The 17,178-nt window shown below is 39.8% G+C and carries 14 protein-coding genes; 10 read left to right on the top strand and 4 right to left on the bottom strand.

Annotation, left to right across the window (positions count from 1 at the left end):
* Together tamA and A6A20_RS06325 are read right to left on the bottom strand one after the other, a co-directional pair.
* Complete coding sequence (gene tamA / locus A6A20_RS06320) at positions 1-1,728, bottom strand: autotransporter assembly complex protein TamA (protein ID WP_424585422.1); 1,728 nt, start codon at positions 1,726-1,728, stop codon at positions 1-3.
* A 401-nt stretch (positions 1,729-2,129) separates the two neighbouring features.
* Complete coding sequence (locus A6A20_RS06325) at positions 2,130-2,633, bottom strand: GNAT family N-acetyltransferase (RefSeq protein WP_279572647.1); 504 nt, start codon at positions 2,631-2,633, stop codon at positions 2,130-2,132.
* A 197-nt stretch (positions 2,634-2,830) separates the two neighbouring features.
* Here A6A20_RS06325 and A6A20_RS06330 point away from each other — a divergent pair, with 197 nt between their 5' ends.
* The 6 genes from A6A20_RS06330 to A6A20_RS06355 all read left to right on the top strand — a co-directional run bounded on the left by A6A20_RS06330 (position 2,831) and on the right by A6A20_RS06355 (position 8,458).
* Complete coding sequence (locus tag A6A20_RS06330; RefSeq protein WP_279572648.1) at positions 2,831-3,121, top strand: chaperone NapD; 291 nt, start codon at positions 2,831-2,833, stop codon at positions 3,119-3,121.
* A gap of 24 nt (positions 3,122-3,145) precedes the next feature.
* A complete protein-coding gene (gene napA, locus A6A20_RS06335) occupies positions 3,146-5,623 on the top strand; it encodes a nitrate reductase catalytic subunit NapA (RefSeq protein ID WP_279572649.1) in 2,478 nt (825 codons plus the stop codon).
* A 140-nt stretch (positions 5,624-5,763) separates the two neighbouring features.
* The gene (napG, locus tag A6A20_RS06340) at positions 5,764-6,567 is read left to right on the top strand and encodes a ferredoxin-type protein NapG (RefSeq protein ID WP_279572650.1); all 804 of its coding nucleotides are present in this window, start codon (positions 5,764-5,766) and stop codon (positions 6,565-6,567) included.
* Positions 6,567-7,436 (top strand): quinol dehydrogenase ferredoxin subunit NapH, encoded by an 870-nt coding sequence (gene napH, locus A6A20_RS06345; protein ID WP_279572651.1) that lies wholly within the window; start codon positions 6,567-6,569, stop codon positions 7,434-7,436. The genes napG and napH overlap by 1 nt, the downstream gene beginning before the upstream one ends.
* Positions 7,433-7,864: a nitrate reductase cytochrome c-type subunit gene (locus tag A6A20_RS06350; RefSeq protein ID WP_279572652.1), complete on the top strand. Its 432-nt coding sequence runs from the start codon at positions 7,433-7,435 to the stop codon at positions 7,862-7,864. The genes napH and A6A20_RS06350 overlap by 4 nt, the downstream gene beginning before the upstream one ends.
* An 18-nt stretch (positions 7,865-7,882) precedes the next feature.
* Entirely contained in the window at positions 7,883-8,458 is a 576-nt protein-coding gene (locus A6A20_RS06355) for a NapC/NirT family cytochrome c (RefSeq protein WP_279573757.1), read from the top strand.
* Positions 8,459-8,494: 36 nt separating this feature from the next.
* Here A6A20_RS06355 and cpdB read toward each other — a convergent pair whose 3' ends face one another.
* Both cpdB and recA read right to left on the bottom strand, forming a co-directional pair.
* Positions 8,495-10,465 carry a 2',3'-cyclic-nucleotide 2'-phosphodiesterase gene (gene cpdB / locus A6A20_RS06360; RefSeq protein ID WP_279572653.1) on the bottom strand — a complete coding sequence of 657 codons (1,971 nt, stop codon included), beginning with the start codon at positions 10,463-10,465 and terminating at the stop codon, positions 8,495-8,497.
* A gap of 275 nt (positions 10,466-10,740) precedes the next feature.
* Entirely contained in the window at positions 10,741-11,859 is a 1,119-nt protein-coding gene (recA, locus tag A6A20_RS06365) for a recombinase RecA (protein WP_279573758.1), read from the bottom strand.
* Positions 11,860-12,012: 153 nt separating this feature from the next.
* Between recA and mutS the strand changes: the two genes are divergently transcribed.
* From mutS to pxpA, 4 genes are all read left to right on the top strand, one after another.
* Positions 12,013-14,589, top strand: coding sequence for a DNA mismatch repair protein MutS (mutS, locus tag A6A20_RS06370; RefSeq protein ID WP_279572654.1), 2,577 nt, complete (start codon positions 12,013-12,015; stop codon positions 14,587-14,589).
* Between the two features lie 279 nt (positions 14,590-14,868).
* Positions 14,869-15,519, top strand: a complete 651-nt coding sequence (gene pxpB, locus A6A20_RS06375; protein ID WP_279572655.1) for a 5-oxoprolinase subunit PxpB — start codon at positions 14,869-14,871, stop codon at positions 15,517-15,519.
* Entirely contained in the window at positions 15,516-16,445 is a 930-nt protein-coding gene (locus tag A6A20_RS06380; RefSeq protein ID WP_279572656.1) for a 5-oxoprolinase subunit C family protein, read from the top strand. The genes pxpB and A6A20_RS06380 overlap by 4 nt, the downstream gene beginning before the upstream one ends.
* Positions 16,432-17,175 carry a 5-oxoprolinase subunit PxpA gene (pxpA, locus tag A6A20_RS06385; RefSeq protein WP_279572657.1) on the top strand — a complete coding sequence of 248 codons (744 nt, stop codon included), beginning with the start codon at positions 16,432-16,434 and terminating at the stop codon, positions 17,173-17,175. The genes A6A20_RS06380 and pxpA overlap by 14 nt, the downstream gene beginning before the upstream one ends.
* The last annotated feature ends 3 nt before the right edge of the window (positions 17,176-17,178 follow it).

Genomic DNA, 17,178 nt, shown 5'->3' on the forward strand with positions numbered 1-17,178 from the left:
TTAGAGTTCCGAACCTAAACCAATATAAAATTGAATATTACGGCTATTATCTTTATCACGAATGGGTGTCGCAATATCAAATTTAATTGCCCCCACTGGCGAAGCCCAACGCACGCCCATTCCTGCCCCATGGCGTAATTCACTGCTAGAAAAAGAATTTGCCGCTAAACCTGAATCAAAGAAAGTGGCAAGCCACCATTTTGGATAAACTTGATATTGATATTCTAAGGTAGCAGTGGCTAACCGAGAACCTCCGACTAATTCTCCTTCCGCATTTTTAGGGGAGATTTTTTTATAACCATATCCCCGCACACTACGATCGCCCCCCGCAAAGAAACGTAAAGCAGGTGGGATACGTTCTAAGTTTTTGGTATTTAACCAACCTATTTCGCCTCGTACATAAAAGCGATGATTTTCAGCAAAGGTGCGAATCCAAGCGGTAGAGGCGCGTAAGCTAATAAAATTCACATCAGATAACCAAACCTTATTGCCTACATCAAGGCTAATGCTTTGTGCATCACCCCAAGTTGGGAATAATCCGCCTCTTAATCTTGTTCGGCTTAAGCCTAAGCTAGGATACACTAAAAAGGTGTCATTAGTCACATCAGCCTGAGTATAAGAATCATAGCGTAATCTTATTCCTCCAGAATATTGCCAACCACTTTCTCTGTTCCAATAACGTAATGCACTAAAGGTAGTGGCTAATGAATTCGTATCATTATCGTTTTCTCGTTCCACCCCTGTGGCAAATTCATAATAATAACGCAATGGATTTTTTAATAAGGGCATTTTATAACTTGCTTCTAAGGTTTGTTTTGGTGCGGATAAGTAGAGATTTGCCCCTACGCTATGTCCTCGGCTATTAATCCAAGGGCGTTTCCAGCTTGCTTGTAAGCGAGCCCCAACATCAGAAGAGTAACCCACACCAAGTTCAATGCTGGTTTTTTTACGAGGATAAAGTAGCACATCAAGATTAACAATTTTGTCTTCGCTATCTAATTGCGGTTGAATTAATACCGAACTAAACCAATTTGAGGAAGAAAAATCATTGGTTAAGTTAGATAAATCATTGAGCAAATAAGGTTCACCAGATTTAATTTTTAAAATATTACGTAAATAATCTTCACGAATTTGCGAATGTTCAAAGCGAATTTGCCCATAATGATAGCGTTCACCGCTATCAAAAACCAAACGCCACCAAGCCTGCCCTGTGGACGGCATCACTTCAAGGCGATGAATCAAAAAGTTGGCATCAAAATACCCTCGTCTTAAGGCTAAAGTTTGTAATTCGCTTTTATAATTATCATAAGTACCATGATTTAATAATGTACCAATTTTAGGCGTTTGTTTAGCGATTTGTTCAAATGCGGGATCTTGCTTGGCTTGCCCCAAAATATCCACATCAATACCAGCAATTTTTACCGCTGTACCAAGTTTTACCGTTGCAATCAACAGATTATTATCTAATTGATAACTTACCGTAGAATTATAGTATCCCTCTGCACGCAAAGCCTTATCAATGGCATCACTCACTAAACTTTCATAGCGAGGCGATCCATCAGCTTCTTCATTGCTGATACTGTTGACATAAAGATGAACATTTTCAGAAAGTTTAGGGTTATCAATTCCCTCAACACGTAACTCAACCTGCTGATCTGCCATCGCCAAGCCACAAAAAAATGCCAATGCCAAGATAAATTGAGATGATTTGGACAAGGTAAACCTCACGCAATATTTTACAAACTAAGCTTAAAACAAAAGGTTATGGTCGCCCCATTTTTAAAATAATAGACATTGACATAACTTGCCGTTGTTCTCGGCGTGTCGCCTTGTTTTATTTTAAATTGAAACGACTAAAAAAGCTGTGGCTAAGTTTACCTGTTCAAGAGAAGGATTGCCAACAAATATGGTGAAATTGCTTGAAGTTTACTTTTTCAATGGGAGGAATGAGATGAATATCGTTGCCACACTTTAAAATATAGGGCATTGGCGCGTTTTGTTTTATTTCAAATTTAAACGACAATAAAAGTGCGGTCAATTTAGGAAAAATTTTTCAACGCGTTACTTTTATAGTCGCCCTATTTTAAAATCATACCGTATTGGCACGCCTTATTTTAAATTGAAACGACTTACTCTTTATCTTCCACTAATAACCGCTTTTGCAGCCAAACAATATCATGCCATTGAGCGAATTTATAGCCAATTTTTGGGAAATGAGCCACTTGCTGATAACCTCGTTTTTGATGGAAAGCGATACTAGCATCATTTGGCAAGGCGATACAGGCTAGCAGATTAACCATACCTCTCTCGGCTAATTGTTGTTCTAACTGTTGATATAATTGCTGACCAATTCCTTGTCCACGTTGTTGTTGGTCAAGATAAATAGACAATTCCACACTCCAGTGATAAGCTGCCCGTTTGGCAAAGGCACTGCCATAGGCATAACCTACAATCTTGCCATTTTGTTCTGCCACCAAATAAGGATAATCTTGGCTAATGCAAGTAATCCGTTCGGCAAATTCTGCGACTGTTGGTACATCATATTCAAAGGTAATGGCAGTTTGTTCCACATAAGGAGCATAAATGGCAATTAATGCTTCCGCATCTTCAGCACGAGCAGGGCGAATAAGCATAATTATATCTCCGATAGTCGTTATACTTTAAAATAATAGGGCTTTAATATGCCTTGTCTTATTTCAAATTTAAACCGCTATAACTTGATTTACCTCAAAAAAATATCACTTTTTTCTTGGAATACCCCTTTGTGGTAATTAATAACCTGATTATCTATGCAGATAATAGCTCTTCTTAAGTCGTATAGAATAAATTTATGCAAGAAACATACAATCCGACTAATGCTGATGATTGGCATGTATGCGGTTTAGTGGTGCAAGGTAAGCCAGAAAAATTATTGTCAATTCAGACCGCACTTTTAACTATTGAGCATACAGAAGTCGCAGCAATCGATGAACAAACAGGAAAATTAGTGGTGGTAATGCAATCCCATGATGAACAAATTTTGCTAGAGAATATGGAAAAGGCAAAAAATATTGATGGGGTGTTGGTGGTGTCATTGGTTTATCATCAACAGGATATTCAGCATACTCAAGATCAAGAATAATCAAGTAAATAGTGGGGGAAAACGATGAGTTTAACACGTCGTGATTTTATGAAAGCCAATGCGGTGGCTGCCGCGGCGGCAGTAGCGGGGTTATCTATTCCAATTAAAACCTTGGCGGCAGATGATAAAACGATTAAGTGGGAAAAAGGCGTTTGCCGTTTTTGTGGTACAGGTTGTGGTGTTTTAGTGGGAACTCAAAATGGGCGAGTTGTTGCTTCACAAGGTGATCCTGATGCAGAAGTGAATCGTGGCTTAAACTGTATTAAGGGCTATTTTTTGCCAAAAATTATGTATGGTAAGGATCGTTTAACATCGCCAATGTTGCGTATGACCAATGGGAAATATGATAAGCATGGTGAGTTTACAGCGGTAAGTTGGGACGATGCCTTTAAAATTATGGCAGAAAAAATGAAAGCGGCGATCAAGAAAAATGGGCCGAATGGGATAGGTATGTTTACCTCTGGGCAATCGACCATTTTTGAAGGCGTAGCAAAATCCAAGCTGTTTAAAGCGGGTTTGCGTTCTAATAATATTGATCCTAATGCCCGCCATTGTATGGCTTCCGCAGCGGTAGCATTTATGCGTACCTTTGGTATGGACGAACCAATGGGCTGTTATAACGATATTGAGCAAGCAGATGCTTTTGTATTATGGGGCTCTAATATGGCGGAGATGCACCCTATTTTATGGTCACGTATCACGGATCGCCGTTTATCTAATAATAATGTCCATGTAGCGGTATTATCTACCTTTGAGCATCGTAGTTTTGAATTAGCGGATAATGGTATGTTATTCCAGCCGCAATCCGACTTGGTGGTGCTTAACTATATTATTAATTATTTAATTCAAAATGATGCGGTTAATTGGGATTTTGTGAATAAACATACCAAGTTTAAACGTGGTGAAACCGATATTGGTTATGGTTTACGCGATGATAATCCATTGCAACAAAAAGCGAAAAACCCAAATAGCGGTAAAATGTATGACAGTAATTTTGATGAGCTAAAAGCCTTGGTGGCGGATTATACCTTGGATAAAGCTCATCAGATGTCAGGAATTCCTAAGGATCAATTAGAATCGTTAGCCAAACTTTATGCTGACCCTGATAAGAAAATTGTGTCATTTTGGACTATGGGCTTTAATCAGCATACACGTGGAGTATGGGCGAACCATCTTATTTATAATATTCATCTATTAACCGGCAAGATTTCCTTACCAGGTTGTGGACCTTTTTCATTAACAGGACAACCTTCTGCCTGTGGTACAGCTCGAGAAGTCGGTACCTTTGCTCATCGTTTACCTGCGGATTTAGTGGTAACCAATCCAAAACATCGTGAAACTGCGGAAAAACTATGGAAATTGCCTGCTGGTGTGGTACAAGACCAAGTGGGTTATCACGCTGTGGCACAGGATCGAGCGTTAAAAGATCGTAAGATGAATGTGTTATGGCAAATGTGTAACAACAATATGCAGGCAGGGCCAAACATTAATCAAGATCGTTTACCGGGTTGGCGTGATGAGGAGAATTTCATTATCGTGTCTGATCCTTATCCGACAGTGAGTGCCTTGTCGGCGGATTTAATTTTGCCAACCTCAATGTGGGTAGAAAAAGAAGGGGCTTATGGTAATGCAGAACGCCGTACCCAATTTTGGCGTCAGCAAGTGAAAGCACCGGGCGAATCACGCTCCGATTTATGGCAATTAGTGGAATTTTCTAAATATTTTACCACTGATGAAATGTGGCCTGAGCAAGTTTTAAATGCCAATCCTGAATATAAAGGTAAAACCTTGTATGAAGTGCTATTCCGTAATGGGCAAGTGGATAAATATTCCCTTGAGGAATTAGAGGGACATTTAAACGATGAATCAGAACATTTTGGCTTCTACTTGCAAAAAGGCTTATTTGAAGAATATGCTGCATTTGGACGTGGACATGGGCATGATTTAGCGGATTTTGATACTTATCATCAAGCTCGTGGCTTACGTTGGCCAGTGGTAGAAAACAAAGAAACCCTATGGCGTTATCGTGAGGGCTATGATCCTTATGTAAAAGCAGGGGAAGAAGTAGCTTTTTATGGCTATCCTGACAAAAAAGCAATTATTTTAGCTGTGCCTTATGAGCCACCTGCGGAAGTGCCTGATCAAGAATATGATCTTTGGTTATCCACAGGGCGTGTATTAGAACATTGGCATACTGGCACAATGACTCGCCGTGTGCCTGAGCTACATCGTTCTTTCCCAAATAATTTAGTGTGGATGCACCCAGATGATGCAAGCCAACGAGGATTACGTCATGGCGATAAAGTGAAAGTCATTTCTCGTCGTGGCGAAATGATTTCTTATATTGATACGCGTGGGCGTAATAAAGTGCCAAAAGGATTAATTTTTACCACATTCTTTGATGCAGGACAGTTAGCTAATTTATTAACCTTAGATGCAACAGATCCGATTTCCAAGGAAACGGATTTCAAAAAATGTGCTGTAAAAGTGGAAAAAGCGTAAAAATTTATAGTTGTTTCAATTGAAAATGAGACAAGGCGGTACGCCGAAGGCAGTACAACGAGTACGGCGAGGCGTACCAACACAATGTCATTTTAAAGTGGAACGACTATACGCCAAACAGACCGCACTTTGAACTGATTATGGCAGGAAAAACATTATCGCCAGAACGCCGTAGGTTTCTCAAAAATGCGACTCGTACCGCTGGGGGCGTGGCAGGTTTGGGATTGTTACTCGGGTTACAACAAAAACAAAGTTTAGCTCGGCAAGGGGTAACTTTACGTCCCCCCTTTGCTTCAGCTGATGAACAGCATTTTGCGGCGGCTTGTATTCGCTGTGGACAATGTGTGCAGGCTTGCCCCTATGATATGTTGCATTTAGCCTCTTTGTTATCGCCAGTAGAAGCAGGCACACCCTATTTTGTGGCAAGGCAAAAACCTTGTGAAATGTGCGTGGATATTCCTTGTGCCAAAGCCTGTCCCACAGGGGCATTGGATAATCAAGCGGAAGACATTAACCAAGCTCGTATGGGGTTGGCGGTCTTATTAGATCACGAAACTTGCTTAAATTGGCAGGGGTTGCGTTGTGATGTTTGCTATCGGGTTTGTCCCTTGATAGAAAAAGCCATTACCCTTGAATATCATCGTAATGAGCGAACAGGTAAACATGCGTTGTTTATTCCAACAGTACATTCTGAGGCTTGTACAGGTTGTGGTAAATGTGAAGAGGCTTGTGTCTTAGAAGAGGCAGCCATTAAGGTTTTACCTTTATCCTTGGCAAAAGGTATGTTGGGGAAACATTACCGCTTTGGCTGGCAACATAGTCAAAACACAGAGCAATCTGTTATTCCTGCTGAAAAGGAACAAAAAGGGCGAACGTCAATACCTGAGTTTGTGCCAGAGTCAGGTTTATTCTTACCCAATCGCAATCAAGGGGGGAATAAATAATGGCAAATGCACCCAAATATGCAGGGCGTGAAGCCAGACAAAAATGGGGTTGGTGGTATGCAAACCGCTTTTTGCTATGGCGTAGATTAACCCAACTTAGCATTATGGCAATGTTTTTAGCCGGGCCTTGGTTTGATGTTTGGCTATTAAAAGGCAATTACAGCAGTAGCCTATTATTGGATACCGTACCACTCAGTGATCCATTGATTGTGGCAGAAAGCCTTGCCACAGGTTATTTACCTGATTGGCGAGCATTACTTGGGGCGTTGATCATTATTGTTTTTTACGCTTGTATTGCTAGCCGAGCCTTTTGTGCTTGGGTTTGTCCACTGAATATAGTAACAGATAGTGCAGCTTGGTTACGGCGTAAACTGGGTATTCGGCAAACCGCTAAATTACCACGATCATTGCGTTATGTGGTGTTATTGATGATTTTACTTGGTAGTGCCAGTAGCGGAATGTTGTTATGGGAATGGCTAAATCCAGTTTCTGCGTTGGGACGAGGTATCATTTATGGATTAGGGGCAACATTGTGGCTAGTCGTTGCGGTCTTTTTATTTGATTTATTGATTGTTGAACATGGTTGGTGTGGGCATTTATGCCCGATAGGGGCAACTTATGGCGTGATTGGTGCGAAAGCTATCGCTCGTATTAAAGTCAGCGATCGTGCCAAATGCGATAATTGTATGGACTGTTATCACGTTTGTCCTGAACCACAAGTGTTACGTTCGCCATTACATGGCAAAAAAAATGAAAGTTTACTCGTACTTTCAAAAGATTGTATCAGTTGCGGACGTTGTGTTGATGTTTGCGCTGAAAAAGTATTTATTTTTACCACAAGATTTAATCATTCGGGGGAACAAAAATGATTAAAAAAACAATGCTAATTTTGACCGCACTTTTTGCTAGCAACTTGTTGGCAAATGAGGGAAATATTGGTCATTCTTTACAAGATAGTCCTGAAAATGTAACACCGGGCTTTAATATGCCCAAAAAAGAAAGTGAACTCGCCCCTTTGAATTATGTCAATCAACCGCCAATGATTCCACATGCGGTAAAGGGGTATCAAATTAGCAAAAATGTTAATCAATGCTTAATGTGTCATAGTGTGGAAGGTTCAAGGGTAACAGGGGCAACCCGCATTAGCCCAACTCATTTTGCGGATCGTGATGGCAATATTGTGGCAGGACAAACCGCACCACGCCGTTATTTCTGTTTACATTGCCATGTTTCGCAATCTGATGTTGAACCTATTGTACCTAATGACTTCCAACCAATGCCGGGTTATGGCAAATAAGGAGCGATGATGATCAACTTGATTAAACGCTTTTGGCGTTGGTTTCGTACCCCAAGCCGTATTGCCGTTGGTACATTACTGAGTTTAGCTTTTATTGCTGGCATTGTGTTTTGGGGTGGTTTTAACACCGCATTAGAATACACCAATACCGAACAATTTTGCTCTGATTGCCATATGAACGATGTTGTGCCGGAATACCGTATGTCAAGCCACTATATGAACCGTAGTGGTGTCAAAGCCATTTGCTCAGATTGCCATGTACCCCATGAATTTGTGGATAAATGGAAACGCAAAATTATCGCTAGCCGAGAAGTTTATGCACATATTACTGGTAAAGTTGACACCAAAGAAAAATTTGAGGCTGCTCGTTTAGCCATGGCAGAACGGGAATGGGCAAGAATGAAAGCTAATGATTCTGCTGAATGTCGTCACTGCCATAAATTTGACAGTATGGACTACACTCAACAAAAAACCGTTGCTGAAAAAATGCACCGTTTAGCACAAATTGAAGGCAAAACCTGTATTGATTGCCATAAAGGCATTGCTCATCAACTGCCGAATATGCATGGTATCCAATCTGGTCTAACCGAATAACACAAAAAACAGCCCAAAGAATTTTGGGCTGTTGATTTATTTAGTCAAATCAACTTGATAAACCGCAAATCCAGTTTCATCTTGCATTTTAAACTGCATTGGATATTGTGCTTGTTGAGCGATAAAGGCTTTAGCTTTCTCTGTTGGAGAGGTTTCAAAGCGAATATCTAAGGCAGTTTTACTTTGTATCGGTACAATTCGCCAATTTTGATTTCGTGTTAATTGAACAGAACCTTGTGCTTGACTTACTTTACTAATGTAATTAATCAATATTTGGCGATTTTCATCAGGCGATGCGTAAACAATATGTTGTTCACCTGTACCTGGGAATTTATTACCATAAGCTCGATAATTATTTGTAGCGATTAAAAATTCATCGTTTGAATTTACCGCTTTACCATTAAAGGTTAAATTGATGACACGCTGGGCATTTGGGTTAATTAACTGACATTCGCCATTATAGCGCGCAGGCTGAGTCAGGTCATATTGATAATTTACGCCGTAAATCACATCAAAATTATAGGTACGAAATCCCTGCCAATTTAGTAAATATTGTGGTTTGTCAGTATTAGGATCTATTTGATTAAACATACCAGCACTACATTCAAGCCACTCTTTTAATTGTTCGCCATTTACTTTGACCACCACAAGAGTATTAGGATATAAATATAGATCCGCTGCATTACGCACACTTAATTGTCCTTTTTCTACTTCTGTATAACCATGAGGATCATTTTTACGCCCCCCAGCTTTAAAAGGTGCAGCCGCACTTAATACAGGAATATCAGCTAAATCAGGTAAATTTTTAATCACATTTTGTACATAATCTTGCTGGGCAAGATTAACAATTTGTACCGTAGGATCATCTTGTAACAAGGCTAAATAGCTGTACATATTTTGCTGAGAAAAACCAATAGGCTGGGCAACAAAATCTCGAGTTGCTTGATGTATGGGTTGAAGTAAAGCCGTAATTTCAGAGTGATTCTCTACGGTAGCTTTATGTTGAGCGTTATCATAAATTGGGCGTAATTCAGCTTTTCCATTGGTTACTACCCATTGATTATTTTGTTGACTAATTTGCAAATCAATCACACTAATATTATTTGCCCAATAACCAGCCATACTTGCGGGTATGTGGTTCACTGTTCCCTGTTCAATATTGACCTTTTGACTGTTAGCGAATTCAGTATGAGGAAATAAACGATGAGAATGCCCAAAAATAACCGCATCAATCCCCTCTATATCAGCAAGATAGAAGGCGGAGTTTTCTGCTCCTTCTTGATAGGGTTCATCAGACGGACCTGTATGAGCAAGAGCAATAATTATATCTGCCCCTTGTTGTTTAATTTGTGGAATATATTTTTTAGCTGTTTGCACAATATCAAGGGCATTAACTTTACCAGTTAAATGTGCTTTATCCCACACCATAATTTGTGGTGGTACAAAACCGATATAAGCTACTTTGATAACTTGCGGTTGACCCTGCTCATCAATAACCGATTTAGTTTGAATAACATAAGGGGTAAAAAATGGTTCGTTACTTCCGGCTTTTACCACATTAGCATTAACGATTGGAAAATTAGCTTGCTCAATGCTATTTTGCAGAAAATCTAAGCCATAATTAAATTCGTGATTACCTAATGTTCCTGCATCATATTGCATTTGATTTAATACACTAATTGCTGGATTTTTTTCTTTAGCAGGATAGCCTTTAGCCGCATAATAATCAGCAATGGGATTACCCTGAATCAAATCTCCGTTATCCACTAATAGTACATTTTTTACTTCTTTTCTTGCTTGTTCAATCAGGCTTGCGGCTCGACTAAAGCCAAATTTATCGGTAGGCGTATCCTTATAATAATCAAAATCCGTCAAAAAACCATGAATATCCGTAGTAGCAATAATGCGTAAATGAATTTGATGTTGTGGATTGGCTAAAGCAAAACTTGAGGTATTTAATGCCAATAAAGCACCTGCTCCTATTTTGATAAAATGTCTTCTATTCATTTTTCTCTTAATCTTGTTATCTCTATAATAGTGTCGTTTCAATTTAAAATAAGGCAAGCTGGCACGTCAAAGACAGTACAAAAAGTAGGGCAAGGCGTGCTAACACAGTATTATTTCAAAAGGGAACGACTATAAAAAGTGCGGTCAAAAATTACCGCACTTTTATAGTTGTTTCAATTTAAAATGAGACAAGGCGGTACGCCGAAGACAGTACAAGTAGTACGGCGAGGCGTACCAACGCTGTATCATTTTAAAATGGAATGACTATAACATAATTAAAACTCTAACGCATCTTGCTCATTAGGGTTTTCGTTATCTTCTTCCGCTGTTGATTCAATCAGCATTTTTTCAGGGTGAGCCAATAATTCCGCTCTTAACTTGGTTTCTAGCTCTTTCGCTTTTTCAACGTTTTCTGCAAGCCATTTCAAGGCATTATTTTTACCTTGTCCAATTTTTTCGCCTTGGTAAGAATACCAAGCACCTGCTTTATCTACTAATTTATGTTTTACACCGAGATCTAATAATTCGCCACCTTTAGAAATTCCCTCGCCATAAAGAATTTGGAACTCTACTTGACGGAATGGTGCTGCTAATTTATTTTTTACCACTTTCACTCGGGTTTCGTTACCTATTACTTCGTCTCCCTCTTTTACCGATCCCACTCGGCGAATATCTAAACGTACCGAAGCATAGAATTTTAAGGCGTTACCCCCTGTTGTGGTTTCAGGATTACCAAACATAACGCCAATTTTCATACGAATTTGGTTAATGAAGATTACCAAACAATTTGCTGCTTTAATATTCCCAGTTAATTTACGCAGAGCTTGCGACATTAAACGGGCTTGTAAACCAACGTGAGAATCCCCCATATCGCCCTCAATTTCTGCTTTCGGGGTTAAAGCTGCAACCGAGTCAACAATAATCACATCAACCGCACCAGAACGCACTAAGGCATCACAAATTTCTAAGGCCTGTTCACCATGATCGGGTTGTGAAATCAGCAAATCTTTGGTATTCACTCCTAATTTAGCGGCATAAATAGGATCGAGAGCATGCTCGGCATCAATAAACGCACAGGTTTTACCCGCTTTTTGAGCTTGAGCAATAAGTTCTAAGGTTAAGGTAGTTTTCCCTGAAGATTCTGGTCCAAAGATCTCCACAATCCGTCCCATTGGCAATCCACCAATCCCTAAAGCAACGTCCAGACCAATTGAGCCAGTCGGTACAGATTCCACATCAAGGGCTTGGCTATCGCCTAATTTCATAATAGAACCTTTACCAAATTGTTTTTCGATTTGCCCTAAGGCGGCAGCCAGTGCTTTCGCTTTTTCTTCTTCTGTTGTTGGTTTTTCTTTATTTACACTTTTATTTTTGCTGTTGTCATTTTTTGCCATAGTAACCTCAATCATTAGTTATGCTGTTAATCATCGAACAGGGCTTATTTTATACTGTATAATAATACAGTATCAAGTAAATTTTTATTTTTTCCTAAAATTTTTTGTTAAAATGAGAAGCGAATCAAATTTTATAACAATTTCTAAAATCTTATGACCACAAATAATCAATCTCAACATACCCCTATGATGCAACAATATCTCAAAATTAAGGCGGAAAATCCTGATATTTTGTTGTTTTACCGTATGGGGGATTTTTACGAATTATTTTATGATGATGCCAAGAAAGCAGCGGAATTATTGGATATTTCTTTAACCAAACGTGGGCAATCAGGCGGCAATAATATTCCAATGGCTGGCGTGCCTTATCATGCGGTAGAAGGTTATTTAGCCAAATTAGTACAACTAGGTGAATCCGTTGCCATTTGTGAGCAAGTTGGCGATCCTGCCACCAGCAAAGGTCCTGTGGAACGAAAAATTGTGCGTATTGTTACCCCGGGAACAGTCAGTGATGAAGCCTTGTTGCCAGAACGACAAGATAATTTAATTGCTGCCGTTTATCAGGAAAAAAATCGTTTTGGTTTAGCCACCTTGGATATGACTTCTGGGCGTTTCCAATTAAGTGAGCAAGAAAGTGCGGTCAGTTTACAAGCAGAATTACAACGCATTGCTCCCGTTGAATTATTATATAGTGAAGACTTTGCGGATATGGCGCTGATTAACCATATTAAAGGATTACGCCGCCGCCCTGCTTGGGAATTTGAATTAGCCACAGCAGTACAATTATTAAACCGCCAGTTTGGTACAAAAGACTTAGCAGGGTTTGGGGTTGAAAAGGCAATCTTAGGGCTTTGTGCCGCAGGGTGTTTATTGCATTATGCCAAAGAAACACAACGTACTGCTTTACCCCATATTCATAGTATTAGCTTATTACAAAATAGCGACAATATCCTATTGGACGCTGCCACAAGGCGAAATTTAGAATTAACCCAAAACCTTGCAGGGGGAACTGAAAATACCTTAGCGTCCGTATTAGATAAATGTGTTACCCCTATGGGAAGCCGTTTATTGAAACGCTGGATTCATCAACCTATTCGCCAAATTGCGGAATTAGAACAACGGCAACAAATCATTGCAACCTTGATTGAACAAGACTTAATGACGGAATTACAGCCTCTATTGCGTCAAGTTGGCGATATGGAACGTATTTTAGCACGCGTTGCTTTACGTTCTGCTCGTCCTCGAGATTTAACCCGTTTACGCAATGCCTTACAACAATTACCTTTTATTCAGCAAATTTTACGCATTTCGCCGATTTTTGCCTTACGTTCACAACAAATCAATGAATTTCCTCAATTAGTGGACTTATTACAACGTGCAATCGTTGAAAATCCTCCGCTGATTATTCGTGATGGCGGGGTAATTGCCACAGGTTATCATCAAGAACTGGACGAATGGCGGGAACTTTCCCTTGGTGCAACTCGTTACTTAGAGGAATTAGAACAACGAGAACGAGAAAGTACAGGTATTGATACCCTTAAAGTAGGGTTTAATGCAGTGCATGGTTATTATATTCAGATTAGTCAAGGACAAGCCCACAAAGCACCGATCCATTATGTACGCCGACAAACCTTAAAGAATGCGGAACGTTATATTATTCCAGAGTTAAAAACCTATGAAGATAAGGTGTTAAAAGCCAAAGGGGCAAGCCTTGCGTTAGAAAAACAGCTTTATGAGGAAATTTTTGACCAATTATTACCGCACTTAGCCGCATTGCAACAAGCAAGTTTGGCACTGGCAGAACTTGATGTACTGACTAATCTTGCTGAACGAGCAGATACGCTGAATTATGTACAACCACGTTTTAGTCATAAGATTGAACTTGATATTCAAGAAGGTCGCCACCCTGTGGTAGAACAAGTAATTTCCGAGCCATTTATTGCTAATCCTTTGTTATTGAATGAACAGCGTCATTTATTGATTATTACTGGTCCAAATATGGGTGGTAAAAGTACCTATATGCGACAAACGGCACTGATCACCTTAATGGCTTATATAGGCAGTTTTGTGCCTGCTGAACAAGCAGTAATTGGTAAAATTGATCGTATTTTTACCCGAATTGGGGCATCAGATGACCTCGCTTCAGGACGTTCTACCTTTATGGTGGAAATGACGGAAATGGCGAATATTCTTCATCAAGCCACTGAACAAAGTTTGGTACTCATTGATGAAATTGGGCGAGGCACTTCTACTTATGATGGGCTTGCTTTAGCTTGGGCTTGTGCGGAATGGCTTGTGCAAAAATTACGTTGCTTAACCTTATTTGCCACCCATTATTTTGAGCTTACGGTATTACCCGAGCAACTTACAGGGGCTGTAAATGTGCATTTAGATGCTTTAGAGCATAATAATAGCATTGCCTTTATGCACCAAGTACAGGAAGGTGCTGCCAGCAAAAGCTATGGGCTTGCGGTTGCCAGTTTAGCCGGTGTACCGCCAACGGTGATCAAATTGGCAAAACAAAAATTACAACATTTGGAAAGCCTCTCTGCTCAGAAAAATCAAACAGTACCTTTGCGTGAAGCTATGCAAAACCAAGTGGAACTGCCTTTAATTGATGAACAAGAAAGTAAACAAGTCATTTGGGATATGGTGGAAAAACTCGATCCCGATGAATTAACCCCCAAACAAGCATTGGCTTATTTGTATCAATTAAAATCCTTACTTTGATATATAGTCGTCCCATTTTAAAATAATACGGCGTTGGTACGCCTCGCCGTACTAGTTGTACGGTATTCAGCGTACCATATTGCCTTATTTAAATGGAAATGACTATAAAATTTAATAATAATTAGGGATAATATTAAAATCTTTCTAAAAACAACCGCACTTTTTAGGAAAAAATATTAATTTTCTTATCATTTGCTATCGCCGACTTAGATATAGATTGACAACCCCAAATTTAAAGATAAATATAGTTTTACTATTGATTTAACTTTGGGGTGTTTTATGCTGACAATTCATTATACCAGTGAATATTCTTTATTGTGTTCATTACCTCCACCCGCCGACTTAGAAAAACAACAACGCTTATGGGTGCTAGCACAATTCGCTGAGAATTTTGCTGATGTTGACGAAGTGGTTGTTGGTATGAATAACCTTACCTTATTTATTACCGAACAGGCTAAGTTTAGTGCCTTACAGCAACAACTTGAGCAATGTTGGCAACAATTAAGCACACAACAGCCTCGTCATCAAGGACGCTTAATTGAAATCCCTGTAAATTATGGCGGTTCTCTAGGCGAAGATTTAGTGGCGGTGGCAGAATATCATCAAACCACACCAAGAGAAATTATTCGCCGTCATACCGAACCCACTTATACGGTATTTATGATGGGCTTTCAACCGGGCTTTCCTTATTTAGGCGGATTGCCAGAAAATTTGCATACACCTCGTCATAAAACGCCAAGAATGCGTGTACCCGCAGGCTCAGTGGGAATTGGTGGCAGCCAAACGGGAGTTTATCCTTTTGCCTCACCGGGGGGCTGGCAATTATTAGGGCGTACGTCTATTGCTCTATTTGATTTAAACCGAGAAAATCCTGTGTTATTAAGTGCAGGTGATCAAGTTCGTTTTGTGGCTGAAACGGTGGTGCTATGATTTATATTCAATACATTCAATCTTTTGCCCATTTACAAGACTTAGGACGTTTTGGCTCTCGTGGTTTGGGCGTGGGCAGCGTAGGGGCAATGGATCCTCTTGCTTTACAAACTGGGAATTTATTACTTAATAATGATCCTAATGATACCGCTATTGAAATTGCTTTAGGGCGTTTAGCTATTACCTTTGATTGCGACACACCATTTTGTTTAACTGGAGCATTATTTGAGGCAGAGCTTGATGGAAAACCCATTTTTCCTTACTGGCGTTATACCGCAAGAGCAAGACAAACATTGCATTTAAAACGTGCTGTGGTGGGTAATTATGCTTATCTTTGTGTTGCAGGTGGTTTTGCCGTACCTGAAGTATTAGCTTCACGCAGCACCGATCTCAAAGCAGGATTTGGCGGTTTTCATGGACGCTTATTACGAGCTGGCGATCATATTGCCACAGGAAAACGAGATTGTTATCTCCATTCAGTAGGGATTGAACCTATTGCTTTTACCAATAAAATTTTTGCGATAGCTTCCTCTGAATATGATCATTTTACCCCAGAGAGCCAACAAGCCTTTTGGCAAACCCCTTGGCGTTTACAATCAAATAGTAGCCGTATGGGCTATCGCTTACAAGGGCAAACTTTAGTCCTCAATGACCCCTTAGAAATGTTATCCCACGGAGTACCTGTGGGGACAGTACAAGTTCCACCAGAAGGACAACCTATTGTATTAATGGCAGATGCTCAAACTACTGGCGGTTATCCTAAAATTGCCACCGTCATTCGTGCCGACTTAGGACGATTGGCTCAAAATCCTTTTGGACAAGATATTTACTTCCGCCAAGTTTCCGTAGAACAAGCCTTGGCACAACAACAAAAAAATCAGCAATATTTAGATTATGTAAGGAGAATGGCAAATGAAACACGTTGATTTAAATGCAGATCTTGCGGAAGGCTGCGCTAATGATGAAAAATTGCTTAGTTTAGTCAGCTCAGCCAATATTGCCTGTGGCTTACATGCAGGCGATTATAATGAAATGCGTAAAGCAATCTCTTGGGCAAAACAAAATAAAGTAACCATTGGTGCACACCCAAGTTTTCCTGATCGTGAAAATTTTGGACGCAACAATATGCAACTTGCCCCAGAACAATTAACCTCCTGTTTATTATACCAACTCGGTGCATTACAAGCCTTATGTGATGAACAACAAGTACAATTAAGTTATGTAAAACCCCATGGTGCATTATATAACCAAGCAGCTAAAGATATGGCACTGGCACAATTAATCGCTTCCACCATAAAATCTTTTAATCCCAAACTAAAATTAATGGGATTATCGGGCAGTTTATTGATTAAAGCAGCACAACAACAAGGTTTAGCAGTGATTTCTGAAGTCTTTGCCGATCGCCATTATTTAGCAGACGGTTCACTTGTACCACGTAGCCGAGCAGATGCTTTAGTAGAAAGCGATGATGAAGCTATCGCACAGGTTTTACAAATGGTATTAACAGGCACAGTAAAATCCGTAGAGGGTGATGTTATCAAAGTACAAGCAGATAGCATTTGTTTACATGGCGATGGAGCACATGCCTTAGCCTTTGCTCAACGCATTCGTCAAGAATTACAACAACATAATATTGCTATTAAAGCAACAGAATAAGGA

The sequence above is a fragment of the Volucribacter amazonae genome (assembly GCF_029783845.1).
GTDB classification, from domain to species: Bacteria; Pseudomonadota; Gammaproteobacteria; order Enterobacterales; family Pasteurellaceae; genus Volucribacter; species Volucribacter amazonae.